The following is a 12,265-nucleotide window of genomic DNA, read 5'->3' on the forward strand; positions in this document are numbered from 1 at the left end:
CCTCTCGGGCTTTCCTCCGGGCTTCCCTTCGTTCTTGCGTTTCCGACTCTATCAGATCTTTTTCCGATCCGATTTCCTCGGTGCTTTCCAGGTTCCCGCTCTCGCGTTTCCCTTTCCGGCGGTTCCGACTTTATCAGAAGTTCTGAGTCGGAATTTCCACCCGGTCCGGGGAACCGGATCCAGTCCATGAAGCACTGGGGTTCCCGGCTGGGCGGAGCCGTAAACGTACTGGAGCGGGGCGCCTCGATGCAAATCGAGGCGCCCCGCTCCTGGTTGACGCGTACGAGAGGCCGTTCGTGGCCTCGTCCGCGGGTCAGACCTCCACGACGACCGGGAGGATCATCGGCCTGCGGCGGTACGTGTCCGAGACCCACTTGCCGAGGGTCCGGCGGATGAGTTGCTGCAGCTGATGGGGCTCCACCACGCCGTCCTGGGCCGAGCGTTCCAGGACCTCCGAGATCTTCGGGACGACCGCCCCGAACGCCGAGTCGTCGATGCCGGAGCCGCGGGCCTGGATGTGCGGACCCCCCGTGATCTTGCCGGTGGAGGAGTCGACCACGACGAAGACCGAGATGATGCCCTCGTCGCCGAGGATCTTGCGGTCCTTCAGGGCCGGCTCACCGACGTCGCCGACGGAGAGACCGTCGACGTACACATAACCGGCCTGGACCTTGCCGGAGATCTTGGCCTTGCCCTCGACCAGGTCGACGACCACGCCGTCCTCGGCGATGACGATGCGGTCGTGCGGGATGCCTGTCAGGGCGCCGAGTTCGGCGTTGGCACGCAGATGGCGCCATTCGCCGTGGACCGGCATCAGGTTCTTCGGCCGGCAGATGTTGTAGAAGTACAGCAGTTCACCGGCGGAGGCATGGCCGGAGACATGCACCTTGGCGTTGCCCTTGTGGATGACGTCGGCGCCCCAGCGGGTCAGACCGTTGATGACGCGGTAGACCGCGTTCTCGTTCCCGGGGATCAGGGAGGACGCCAGGATGACCGTGTCGCCGTCGACGATGCGGATCTGGTGGTCGCGGTTGGCCATCCGGGACAGGGCGGCCATCGGTTCGCCCTGGGAGCCCGTGCAGACCAGGACCACCTGGCTGTCCGGGAGGTCGTCGAGCGTCTTGACGTCCACGACGAGGCCCGGCGGGACCTTGAGGTAGCCCAGGTCCCGGGCGATGCCCATGTTGCGGACCATGGAACGGCCGACGAAGGCGACCCGGCGGCCGTACTCGTGGGCGGCGTCCAGGATCTGCTGGATGCGGTGCACGTGGCTGGCGAAGCTCGCCACGATGATCCGCTTGCGGGCTCCGGCGAAGACCTGGCGCAGGACGTTCGAGATGTCGCGCTCGGGCGGGACGAAACCCGGCACCTCGGCGTTGGTCGAGTCGGCCAGAAGAAGGTCGATGCCTTCCTCGCTCAGCCGCGCGAACGCGTGCAGATCCGTCAGCCGGTGGTCCAGCGGGAGCTGGTCCATCTTGAAGTCGCCGGTGTGCACGGCCATGCCGGCCGGGGTGCGGATGGCCACGGCCAGGGCGTCCGGGATGGAGTGGTTGACGGCGACGAACTCGCAGTCGAAGGGGCCGATGCGCTCGCGCTGGCCCTCCGCCACTTCCAGGGTGTACGGGCGGATGCGGTGCTCCTGGAGCTTCGCCTCGATGAGGGCGAGGGTCAGCTTGGAGCCGATGAGCGGGATGTCCGGCTTCTCGCGAAGCAGGAAGGGGACGCCGCCGATGTGGTCCTCGTGGCCGTGGGTGAGGACGATGCCCTCGATGTCGTCGAGGCGGTCCCGGACGGACGTGAAGTCCGGCAGGATCAGGTCGATTCCGGGCTGCTCCTCCTCGGGGAAGAGCACTCCGCAGTCGACGATCAGCAGACGACCGCCGTACTCGAAGACGGTCATGTTTCGGCCGATCTCGCCGAGCCCGCCGAGCGGGGTGACGCGCAGGGCGCCCTCGGGGAGCTGGGGCGGCGGGCCGAGTTCAGGATGCGGATGACTCAAAAGACTCTCCTCACCACGCACGCCACGTACCGGTCGGGCACGTGGCGTGCGTGACGTTCGTGCATAAGCAGTTGTCGTTGTGGGATGCGGGCACCGGTGTCCCGCCGTATTCAGTTGTTAAGCCTTGCTACGCGGACATCCGCGCGAAGTCTGTTGTCAGAGCTGTACCCCGCCGGCAGCAAGATCGATCTTGAGCTGGGCGATCTCCTCGGCCGAACATTCGACCATGGGGGCGCGCAGCGGCCCGGCAGGCAGCCCTTGGAGGGTCAGCGCGGCCTTGGTCGTCATGACGCCCTGGGTGCGGAACATGCCGGTGTAGACCGGGAGCAGCTTCTGGTGGATCTCCGCGGCCTTCTGTACGTCACCGGAGGTGAAGGCGTCGACGAGGGCCCTGAGGTCCGGGGTGACCACATGGCCGACGACGGAGACGAAGCCGACGGCGCCCACGGAGAGCAGCGGCAGGTTGAGCATGTCGTCGCCGGAGTACCAGGCCAGGCCCGACTGGGCGATGGCCCAGCTCGCGCGGCCGAGGTCGCCCTTGGCGTCCTTGTTGGCGACGATCCTCGGGTGCTCGGCGAGGCGGACGAACGTCTCGGTGCTGATCGGGACGCCACTGCGGCCGGGGATGTCGTAGAGGATGACGGGCAGCCCGGTGGTGTCGGCGATCGTCGTGAAGTGCCGGTACAGGCCCTCCTGAGGGGGCTTGTTGTAGTACGGCGTGACGACCAGCAGGCCGTGTGCGCCGTCCCGCTCGGCCTGCCGGGCCAGCTCGATGCTGTGGTGGGTGTCGTTGGTGCCGACGCCGGCCACGATGTGGGCGCGGTCGCCGACCGCCTCCAGTACGGCTCGTACCAGGTCCGATTTCTCCGCATCGCTGGTGGTGGGCGACTCACCGGTGGTGCCGTTGATGATCAGGCCGTCGTTGCCTGCGTCCACCAGGTGGGTAGCGAGCCGCTGTGCGCCGTCGAGGTCGAGTGCGCCGTCCGCCGTGAAGGGCGTGACCATGGCGGTGAGGACCCGCCCGAAGGGGGTCTGCGGAGTGGAGGTCGGAGCCATGGGTTACACGCTACTCGGTGCTCACGGCGCGGTCTGCCCTTGGGGTGCGGGGAAAGTCCGGACAAATGCGGAGCCCGGCACTGCCTGCTCGGGGGTTCAAGCAGTGCCGGGTCCGTTTGATCAGGCTAGATGAACTTCGCTAAATGCCGCAATACGGACACCTCGCCAGGCTGATCCGTACATCTGTGCCGAGCACGACAAGACGCACGAGCCGCCGGGCGACGGAACGGCCTGGTTACGGCGCGACACGGCCGTTGGCGTTGAAGGCGGCGTGGGTGAGCGGCATGAGCCCGGCCCACTCCGCCTCCATCTTCTCGCCGACCATCTCGATCTCCCGCTGCGGGAAGGACGGCACCTTGGCCAGCTCGTGCTGGGTGCGCAGGCCGAGGAAGTGCATCAGCGAGCGGGCGTTGCAGGTGGCGTACATCGAGGAGAAGAGCCCGACGGGCAGCACCGCCCGGGCCACCTCACGTGCGACACCGGCGGCGAGCATCTCCTGGTAGGCCTGGTACGCCTGGATGTACGACTCCTGCATCGACCGGTCCACGAGCTCCTGCTGAGCCTCGGAGCCCGCCACGAACTCGTACTTGCCGGGACGGCCCTGCTGGACCAGCTTGCGGTCCTCGCCAGGGAGATAGAAGACCGGCTGCAGCTCCCGGTAGCGCCCCGACTCCTCGTTGTACGAGTTGTGGACGACGAAGCCGTTCGCGAGGAAGTTGTGCCACGGGCCTTCCACGGAGAGGTCGTACGTCATCTCCTCGCCGTCGGTCTCGATCGAGACGATCCGGTCCGGCACCGCCTTGGCGACCTTTCCGTCGCGCCGGGCCAGCGCCTGCTCTCCCGCGCTCTTCACCGCGTGGCACGGCTCGCAGGCGGGGGCGAGGTTCTTGTCGTCGAGGGCCTGGAGCAGGTCACCCGCCACCGGGACGACGTGGTCGAGGGCGAGCTGCTCCCGCGGGAAGCCCTCGCCGCACAGATGGCAGGTGTCGAACTCCTTGATGAGCCTCTCGCGCTGCATGGAGGTCCACACGCCGATGCCGCGACGCAGGCTCGGCGGGACCGGGGCCTCTGACGGGCGCGGCGCGGTGCCGGAGACGAGTACGGCGTCCCCGACGGACAGCTCGCCCGCCTTGCACCAGCCTTCGGGGGTGAACAAGGCGTGGTCGACGGTACAGCGGAGCGTCTTGCCGGAGGCGGTGGTGATCTTGACAAGCGCCTTGACGCCCGACTCGATCACGTCGACGATCCTCGCCCGCTGAGCGAGGAGGGTCTCCTCGTCGTAGCAGCGCACGTGGTTGCGGCGCACCGATTCGAGCTTGCGGATGCGGGTGCTCGGGTGCAGCTCCCGGAACTCGGCGACGGCGGACTCGGCCGCCTCGCGGTTCTCGTACAGCCCGAGATAGTGGTCGGTGTCTCCGCGCCCGACCTGCGCCATCCACTTGCCTGCCCGGCTGTGCCAGGTGACACCACCGGCCGAATGCGGCAGGCGGTCCTCAACGCCCAGGTGCCAGAGCTCGTACAGCTCGGCGATGGTGCGTCGGCGCAGGTGACCGGCCTCGCTCTCCAGCGTGATCTCCGTGTCCCCGGCGATGCACCACCCCACCCGGTGCCGCATGAACTCGCGGAAGACGAAGATCGGGGCGCTGATGAAGAAGGTCATCGAGTTGTGCTCGAAGGGGCTGCCGTGCCGGTCCCGCATCAGGTAGTTGATCAGGCCCTTGGAGCGCTCGGGGTCCTTCTTCAGCTCGTCCAGGGACTGCTCGCCGGCGGTGGAGACTCGGGCGGCCCACAGCACGTCGGAGTCGGCCGCGCTGTGCTTGACCAGCTCGACGGTGACATCGCTCCGGAAGCTGGGCTTGAGGTCGTCGGCGGGGGTGTCGGTCACGGCTCGGAGGGTCCTTCCATCACTTCTCTCGGGCGGCGCCCACTCTACGGCCCGGCACTGACATCAGGGCGTTCGGTACCGGGGCGCGACATCTTTGGCCAACTTCGGTGAAGTTCTGTGAATTCGGGGCAACCGGGCACCTATCGCTACGTTCGCTCGTCTGTGTTGGTGAGGGCGATTCGTTCGATCCCTTCCCGCAGTCCCAGAGAGGAGACGACCCCGATGTTCCTCCCCCAGCGTCCGCTGGGAGGTGCCTCCAGGCGCCAACCCGTACCGTTCGCCTTCATCGCCGAAGCCGACAGGTTCCGCAGCAATGTCACGCCCCCGCCCCGTCAGCGGTCGTCCGTGGGGCAGATAGCCGGGCGGTGGCTGTTCGGGCTCACCATCGTCGCCGGGATGGTGGGCTCGCTGGTCCTGGGCATGCCGGCGCTGTCCACGCCGTCCGACAGCGGGACCCAGCAGTCACAGGCCTCCCAGGGGCACTGACTCTTCCGGCCCCCCGCGAGTGGTGAGGGGGAACACGGCCGGATAGCCTCACCGGGCACAGCCCATGCATGGATTGAGTGAGGACCAGCCGTGCCCCTGCCCTTCCTGATGGCCGACCGCACCGATGACGCGGCGCTCGACAGCCCCCTGCCCTACGACGACCGGGACCGCTGGCGGCGCCCGTACCGGCCCGGGCCGTGGCGGGTGGGCGGAGCCGCCCTGTGGCTGCTGCTCGCCTCGTTCGTGCTGTTCGCGGCGGTCGCGCTGGCCCTGACCGGCTCGCTCTCGTCCGCCGGCGCGGTCCTCGGCATCGCGCTGCTGATCATCGCCGCCGCCCTGCGGATACTGCGCATGGGCGTGTGGGTGAGCGCGCGCGGAGTGCGCCAGATCGGTCTGCTGCAGACCCGGACCGTGCCCTGGAAGCGGGTCGTCTCGGTGCGCACGGCGCAGCAGCCGGTCCGCTGGCTGGGGTTGCCGCGCACGGTGCAGGGCCAGGCCCTGACGCTCGTACGCAAGGACCGCTCGGCGGCCGACACGGAGCCGTTGCTGACCACTCACGGGATGGACTTCCTGGGCCGGTCGTCGGCCTTCGACCGTGCGGCGGACGCGGTGGAGGCGTGGGCGGCGGAGTACGGGCGCGGCTGAGCGGCGTCCGATGGCATACGGCAGGGGCCGGTCCGCACCAGGCGGACCGGCCCCTTTCGTATGTGCGGGCTGCCGTTCAGGCCTCCACCGGCCTGCCGTCGTGCAGGGCGATGGCGCGCTGCATCGCCTTGCGGGCGCGCGGGGTGTCGCGGGCGTCGTGGTAGGCGACGGCGAGCCGGAACCAGCTGCGCCAGTCGTCGGGGGCGGCCTCGGTCTCGGCCTTGCGCTTGGCGAAGACCTCGTCGGCGGAGTCCCGGTCGATGCGGCCGCCGGGGGTGCGTTTCAGTTCGTCCACGGGCAGGCCGCCCTCGGCGTCGAGTTCGGCGGCCAGGGCGTTGGCGCGGCGGACGAACTGGGTGTTCTTCCACAGGAACCACACGCCGATGACCGGCAGGATCAGCACCGCCACCCCGAAGGTGACGGTGAGGACCGTGCCGGTCTGGATGAGCATCACGCCCCGGCTGCCGACCAGGACGAAGTAGAAGACCAGGACGGCGGCCGTGAGGGCGTAGGAGAGCTTCGCGCGCATGTCAGATGTCTCGTATCAGCCCAGGTCCAGGAAGTTTTCCAGGCCGATGGTCAGGCCCGGAACGGTGACCACGCGGCGGGCGCCGAGCAGGATGCCCGGCATGAAGCTGCTGTGGTGCAGGGAGTCGTGGCGGATGGTGAGGGTCTCGCCCTCGCCGCCCAGCAGGACCTCCTGGTGGGCCAGAAGGCCGCGCAGGCGGACGGCGTGGACGGGGATTCCGTCGACGTCGGCGCCGCGTGCGCCGTCCAGGGCGGTGACGGTGGCGTCCGGGGCCGGGGCGGTACCGGCCCTGCGGCGGGCCTCGGCGATGAGCTGGGCGGTGCGGGTGGCGGTGCCGGAGGGGGCGTCGACCTTGTTCGGGTGGTGGAGTTCGACGACCTCCACCGACTCGAACCAGGGCGCGGCGATCTGCGCGAACTTCATCGTCAGCACGGCGCCGATCGAGAAGTTCGGGGCGATGAGCACGCCGGTCTCCGGGGACTGGTCCAGCCAGCCCGTCAGCTGCGCGAGGCGCTCGTCGGTCCAGCCTGTCGTACCGACGACGGCGTGGATGCCGTGGCGCACACAGAAGTCGAGGTTGCCCATCACCGAGGCGGGCGTGGTCAGTTCGACCGCGACCTGGGCGCCGGACTCGGCCAGCGCCTCCAGCTTGTCGCCCCGGCCGAGGGCGGCGACCAGCTCCATGTCCTCGGCGGCCTCGACCGCCTTGACCGCCTCGGCCCCGATCCGGCCCTTGGCCCCGAGGACCGCCACGCGCAGCTTGCTCATCTTCTTCGTTCCTTACCGGTGGTGTGTCAGGCGACGGCGTCGTGCAGGCGTGCGGCCTGTTTGTCCTTGAGCGGGCCGATGACGGACAGCGACGGGCGCTGTCCCAGGATGTCGCGGGCGACGGAGCGGACCTCGTCCGGGGTCACCGCGGCTATCCGGGCCAGCATGTCGTCGACGGACATCTGCTCGCCCCAGCACAGCTCGCTCTTGCCGATACGGTTCATCAGCGCGCCGGTGTCCTCCAGGCCGAGCACCGTGGAGCCCTGGAGCTGGCCGACGGCACGGCCGATCTCCTCGTCCGGCAGGCCGTGCTCGGCGACCTGGTCCAGTTCGTCCCGGCAGATCTTGAGGACGTCGTGGACCTGCGAGGGCCGGCAGCCGGCGTACACGCCGAACAGGCCGCAGTCGGCGAAGCCCGAGGTGTACGAGTACACGCTGTAGGCCAGGCCGCGCTTCTCGCGGACCTCCTGGAAGAGCCGGGAGGACATGCCGCCGCCGAGGGCGGTGTTGAGCACGCCGAGCGCCCACCGGCGGTCGTCGGTGCGGGGCAGCCCGGGCATGCCGAGGACGACGTGCGCCTGTTCGGTCTTGCGGCCGAGGAGTTCGACGCGTCCTGCGGTGCGGATGGTGCGGCTGCCCGCGCGGGGGCCGATGGGGGCCGCCTCGGCGCTCCGGAAGGCGCCGGCCTTCTCGAAGGCCGCGCGGACCTGTCGTACGACCTTGTTGTGGTCGATGTTGCCGGCCGCCGCTACCACCAGGTGGGTGGGGTCGTAGTGCTTCTTGTAGAAGCGGCGGACGCGGTCGGCGGTGAGGGCGTTGACCGTGTCGACCGTGCCGAGGACCGGGCGGCCGAGGGCGTTGTCGCCGAACATGGTGTGCGCGAACAGGTCGTGCACACAGTCGCCGGGGTCGTCCTCGGTCATGGCGATCTCTTCGAGGATCGCGCCCCGCTCGACGTTGACGTCGTCCTCGCGGATGAGCGAGCCGGTCAGCATGTCGCAGACGACGTCGATGGCGAGCGGCAGGTCGGTGTCGAGCACGCGCGCGTAGTAGCACGTGTACTCCTTCGCCGTGAACGCGTTCATCTCGCCGCCGACGGCGTCTATGGCGGAGGAGATGTCCAGGGCCGAGCGGCGGGTGGTGCCCTTGAAGAGCAGGTGCTCCAGGTAGTGCGTGGCGCCGTTCAGGGCCGGGGTCTCGTCGCGGGAGCCGACGTGGGCCCAGATGCCGAAGGTCGCGGAGCGGACCGAGGGCAGGGTCTCGGTGACGATGCGCAGGCCGCCGGGGAGGGTGGTCTTGCGGACCGTACCGATGCCGTTCTCGCCCTTGATCAGGGTTTGGGTACGGGCGACGGCCCGCGCCTCCGAAGAGGTGCGGGCCGTCGTCGTGGAGCTGCTCGACGTCACTTGTCGGTGTCGTCCTTTGCGTCCTCGTCGGAGCCTTCCTCGCCCTCGATCACGGGGATCAGGGAGAGCTTGCCGCGGGAGTCGATCTCGGCGATCTCGACCTGGACCTTCTGGCCCACACCGAGGACGTCCTCGACGTTCTCCACGCGCTTGCCGCCGGCCAGCTTGCGGATCTGCGAGATGTGCAGCAGACCGTCCTTGCCGGGCAGCAGGGAGACGAACGCACCGAAGGTGGTCGTCTTCACGACCGTGCCCAGGTAGCGCTCGCCGACCTCGGGCATCGTCGGGTTGGCGATGCCGTTGATCGTGGCGCGGGCGGCCTCGGCGGCCGGGCCGTCGGAGGCACCGATGTAGATCGTGCCGTCGTCCTCGATGGTGATCTCGGCGCCGGTGTCCTCCTGGATCTGGTTGATCATCTTGCCCTTGGGGCCGATGACCTCACCGATCTTGTCCACGGGGATCTTGACGGTGATGATCCGCGGGGCGTTCGGGGACATCTCGTCCGGCTTGTCGATCGCTTCCATCATCACGTCGAGGATGTGGAGGCGGGCGTCCCGGGCCTGCTTGAGGGCGGCGGCCAGGACGGAGGCCGGGATGCCGTCCAGCTTGGTGTCGAGCTGGAGGGCGGTCACGAACTCCTTGGTGCCGGCGACCTTGAAGTCCATGTCACCGAAGGCGTCCTCCGCACCGAGGATGTCGGTGAGGCTGACGTAGTGCGTCTCGCCGTCGATCTCCTGGGAGATCAGGCCCATGGCGATACCGGCGACCGGGGCCTTCAGCGGCACACCGGCGTTGAGCAGCGACATGGTGGAGGCGCAGACCGAGCCCATGGACGTCGAGCCGTTGGAGCCGAGCGCCTCGGACACCTGGCGGATCGCGTAGGGGAACTCCTCGCGGGTCGGCAGGACCGGGACCAGGGCGCGCTCGGCGAGGGCGCCGTGGCCGATCTCGCGCCGCTTCGGGGAGCCGACGCGGCCGGTCTCGCCGGTGGAGTACGGCGGGAAGTTGTAGTTGTGCATGTAGCGCTTGCGGGTCACCGGGGAAAGGGTGTCCAGCTGCTGCTCCATCCGGAGCATGTTGAGGGTGGTGACGCCCAGGATCTGGGTCTCGCCACGCTCGAACAGCGCCGAGCCGTGCACGCGCGGGATGGCCTCGACCTCGGCGGCCAGGGTGCGGATGTCGGTGACACCGCGGCCGTCGATGCGCTTCTTCTCCTTGATCACGCGCTCGCGGACCAGCTGCTTGGTCAGCGAGCGGTACGCGGCGGAGATCTCCTTCTCGCGGCCCTCGAACTCCGGGAGCAGCTTCTCGGCGGCCAGACCCTTGACGCGGTCCAGCTCGGCCTCGCGCTCCTGCTTGCCGGCGATGGTCAGCGCGGCGGCGAGCTCCGGGCGGACGGCGGCGGAGAGCGCCTCCAGGATGTCGTCCTGGTAGTCGAGGAAGATCGGGAACTCGCCGGTCGGCTTGGCGGCCTTCGCGGCGAGGTCGGCCTGGGCCTTGCAGAGCACCTTGATGAAGGGCTTCGCGGCGTCCAGACCGGAGGCGACGACCTCCTCGGTCGGCGCCTCGGCGCCGCCCTGGACCAGCTGGATGGTCTTCTCGGTGGCCTCGGCCTCGACCATCATGATCGCGACGTCGCCGTCCTCCAGGACGCGACCGGCGACCACCATGTCGAAGACGGCGTCCTCGAGCTCGGTGTGCGTCGGGAAGGCGACCCACTGGCCGTTGATCAGCGCGACGCGGACGCCGCCGATCGGGCCGGAGAAGGGCAGACCGGCCAGCTGGGTGGACGCGGACGCGGCGTTGATCGCGACGACGTCGTACAGGTGGTCGGGGTTGAGCGCCATGATGGTGGCGACGACCTGGATCTCGTTGCGCAGGCCCTTCTTGAAGGACGGGCGCAGCGGGCGGTCGATCAGGCGGCAGGTGAGGATCGCGTCCTCGCTCGGCCGGCCCTCACGGCGGAAGAAGGAACCGGGGATCTTCCCGGCCGCGTACATGCGCTCCTCGACGTCCACCGTGAGGGGGAAGAAGTCGAGCTGGTCCTTCGGGTTCTTGGAGGCGGTGGTGGCCGACAGCACCATGGTGTCGTCGTCCAGGTACGCCACGGCGGAGCCGGCGGCCTGCTTGGCCAGGCGGCCCGTCTCGAAGCGGATGGTGCGGGTGCCGAAGGTGCCGTTGTCGATGACGGCCTCGGCGTAGTGGGTCTCGTTCTCCACTAGCGTTTTCTCCGTTACTTTCGTCTGCGTTACGTCTTTTGTCCCGATCTGCCCGTGTGGCAGGGGGACGGTCCCGGAGAAGCGCGCCGTGCTGTGCGGGCCGGTCTTCGATCGAAGCACCCGGGGCTCGCTTCCCCCCGGGGGCCACTACCGAGGACCGGCGGCGGCTTGGGTGCGCTTCTCCTTGTTCGTTGTCGTGCTGTGTCGTGCGTATTGCGTTGTGCTACCACACTACAAAGCGTGAGTGACACTCCGCACGTTTCCGCACGTACGGCAAAGGGAGCGGCCCCGGGTCTCTCCGGGAACCGCTCCCTTCACGGCGTCTTACTTGGCGCCCGCCGCACCGCGGCGGATGCCCAGGCGGTCGACCAGCGCACGGAAGCGCTGGATGTCCTTCTTCGCCAGGTACTGCAGGAGGCGGCGGCGCTGACCGACCAGGATCAGCAGACCACGACGGGAGTGGTGGTCGTGCTTGTGGGTCTTGAGGTGCTCCGTCAGGTCGGAGATCCGACGGGAGAGCAGAGCGACCTGGACCTCGGGGGAGCCGGTGTCACCCTCCTTGGTACCGAACTCGGAGATGATCTGCTTCTTCACTGCGGCGTCGAGCGACACGCGTACTCCTCATAGTCTGTGAGTGCCCACCGAGCGCCCCCGGTCTTCATCGCGGGGGAGCTTCCACAACTCGGGAGGCTGGGATCCGTCGGGCGCGGCCTCAGGGGTCCACGGGGGACTCCGGGGGTGCGTACACAAACGGCCGTCGACCAGGGTACCAGTGCCGGAGTACGAGAATGTCCGGGACGGTCCCGGACCGTGCGAGACAGCCGAAGGCGGTGCGACCGCCAGTAGTGTGACCGTCACAGCGTAGATACGTCGTCGGGAAGGGGTCGCCGCGGGATGAGCGAGACGGCTGAGGAGATGAAGGCGCGCAAGGAGCGGGAGCGGGACGAGCTCTACGCGCTCGACATCTCGGGTGTCGAGTGGCACTGCGCGCCCGGCACCGAGCAGGACGAGGAGCGGGTCGAGATCGCCTACCTGCCCGAGGGTGCCGTGGCCATGCGGTCGTCGCTCGACCCGGACACCGTGCTGCGGTACACGGAGGCGGAGTGGCGTGCCTTCGTGCTGGGCGCGCGGGACGGCGAGTTCGACCTGGAGCCGAACGAGCGCAACGGCGGCCTGGCCGCCCAGTGACCGACGGCCCGGTTGTGGGGGGGGGGGGGCGGGGGGGGCCGCCCCCCCCCCGGGGGGGGTTGCGGGGGGGGGGGGGGCCCCCCC

The 12,265-nt window shown here is 69.1% G+C and carries 10 protein-coding genes and 3 pseudogenes; 3 read left to right on the forward strand and 10 right to left on the reverse strand.

From position 1 onward, the window contains the following. Positions 1-313: 313 nt before the first annotated feature. The 5 genes and pseudogenes from ACWDGI_RS43330 to ACWDGI_RS43350 all read right to left on the reverse strand — a co-directional run. Entirely contained in the window at positions 314-1,999 is a 1,686-nt protein-coding gene (locus tag ACWDGI_RS43330) for a ribonuclease J (RefSeq protein ID WP_450768562.1), read from the reverse strand. A 156-nt stretch (positions 2,000-2,155) separates the two neighbouring features. Further along, positions 2,156-3,055 (reverse strand): 4-hydroxy-tetrahydrodipicolinate synthase, encoded by a 900-nt coding sequence (gene dapA, locus ACWDGI_RS43335; protein ID WP_450768563.1) that lies wholly within the window; start codon positions 3,053-3,055, stop codon positions 2,156-2,158. Positions 3,056-3,290: 235 nt separating this feature from the next. Then, positions 3,291-3,743, reverse strand: a pseudogene (gene thyX, locus ACWDGI_RS43340) (FAD-dependent thymidylate synthase); the annotation flags it as partial. Next, a pseudogene (locus tag ACWDGI_RS43345) lies at positions 3,744-4,670 on the reverse strand (HNH endonuclease); the annotation flags it as partial. Beyond that, positions 4,650-4,940 (reverse strand): annotated as a pseudogene (locus tag ACWDGI_RS43350) (FAD-dependent thymidylate synthase); the annotation flags it as partial. The pseudogenes ACWDGI_RS43345 and ACWDGI_RS43350, both read right to left, overlap by 21 nt. 222 nt (positions 4,941-5,162) lie before the next feature. Between ACWDGI_RS43350 and ACWDGI_RS43355 the strand changes: the two are divergent. Then, positions 5,163-5,426 carry a hypothetical protein gene (locus ACWDGI_RS43355; RefSeq protein ID WP_450768564.1) on the forward strand — a complete coding sequence of 88 codons (264 nt, stop codon included), beginning with the start codon at positions 5,163-5,165 and terminating at the stop codon, positions 5,424-5,426. Between the two features lie 90 nt (positions 5,427-5,516). Then, positions 5,517-6,071: a hypothetical protein gene (locus tag ACWDGI_RS43360; protein WP_450768565.1), complete on the forward strand. Its 555-nt coding sequence runs from the start codon at positions 5,517-5,519 to the stop codon at positions 6,069-6,071. A gap of 76 nt (positions 6,072-6,147) precedes the next feature. Here ACWDGI_RS43360 and ACWDGI_RS43365 read toward each other — a convergent pair whose 3' ends face one another. The 5 genes from ACWDGI_RS43365 to rpsO all read right to left on the reverse strand — a co-directional run bounded on the left by ACWDGI_RS43365 (position 6,148) and on the right by rpsO (position 11,605). Then, positions 6,148-6,600 carry a hypothetical protein gene (locus tag ACWDGI_RS43365; RefSeq protein WP_450768566.1) on the reverse strand — a complete coding sequence of 151 codons (453 nt, stop codon included), beginning with the start codon at positions 6,598-6,600 and terminating at the stop codon, positions 6,148-6,150. Between the two features lie 15 nt (positions 6,601-6,615). Then, positions 6,616-7,368 carry a 4-hydroxy-tetrahydrodipicolinate reductase gene (gene dapB / locus ACWDGI_RS43370; protein WP_450768567.1) on the reverse strand — a complete coding sequence of 251 codons (753 nt, stop codon included), beginning with the start codon at positions 7,366-7,368 and terminating at the stop codon, positions 6,616-6,618. 26 nt (positions 7,369-7,394) lie between these two features. Further along, positions 7,395-8,774: a M16 family metallopeptidase gene (locus tag ACWDGI_RS43375; RefSeq protein ID WP_450768568.1), complete on the reverse strand. Its 1,380-nt coding sequence runs from the start codon at positions 8,772-8,774 to the stop codon at positions 7,395-7,397. Then, complete coding sequence (locus ACWDGI_RS43380; RefSeq protein WP_450768569.1) at positions 8,771-10,993, reverse strand: polyribonucleotide nucleotidyltransferase; 2,223 nt, start codon at positions 10,991-10,993, stop codon at positions 8,771-8,773. Before ACWDGI_RS43380 ends, ACWDGI_RS43375 begins: the two co-directional genes overlap by 4 nt. Before the next feature lie 324 nt (positions 10,994-11,317). After that, positions 11,318-11,605, reverse strand: coding sequence for a 30S ribosomal protein S15 (gene rpsO / locus ACWDGI_RS43385; protein ID WP_004924725.1), 288 nt, complete (start codon positions 11,603-11,605; stop codon positions 11,318-11,320). Between the two features lie 282 nt (positions 11,606-11,887). On the opposite strand from rpsO, the gene ACWDGI_RS43390 reads away from it, so the two are divergent. Beyond that, positions 11,888-12,181 (forward strand): DUF397 domain-containing protein, encoded by a 294-nt coding sequence (locus ACWDGI_RS43390; protein WP_123973668.1) that lies wholly within the window; start codon positions 11,888-11,890, stop codon positions 12,179-12,181. Positions 12,182-12,265: the final 84 nt, after the last annotated feature.

The sequence above is a fragment of the Streptomyces sp. NPDC001220 genome (assembly GCF_053597895.1).

Excerpts from the sequence above, each read along its gene's own strand:
- dapB (WP_450768567.1), bottom strand. The coding sequence starts at position 7,368 with ATGAGCAAGCTGCGCGTGGCGGTCCTCGGGGCCAAGGGCCGGATCGGG.
- dapA (WP_450768563.1), bottom strand. The coding sequence starts at position 3,055 with ATGGCTCCGACCTCCACTCCGCAGACCCCCTTCGGGCGGGTCCTCACC.
- ACWDGI_RS43355 (WP_450768564.1), top strand. The coding sequence starts at position 5,163 with ATGTTCCTCCCCCAGCGTCCGCTGGGAGGTGCCTCCAGGCGCCAACCC.
- ACWDGI_RS43365 (WP_450768566.1), bottom strand. The coding sequence starts at position 6,600 with ATGCGCGCGAAGCTCTCCTACGCCCTCACGGCCGCCGTCCTGGTCTTC.
- ACWDGI_RS43390 (WP_123973668.1), top strand. The coding sequence starts at position 11,888 with ATGAGCGAGACGGCTGAGGAGATGAAGGCGCGCAAGGAGCGGGAGCGG.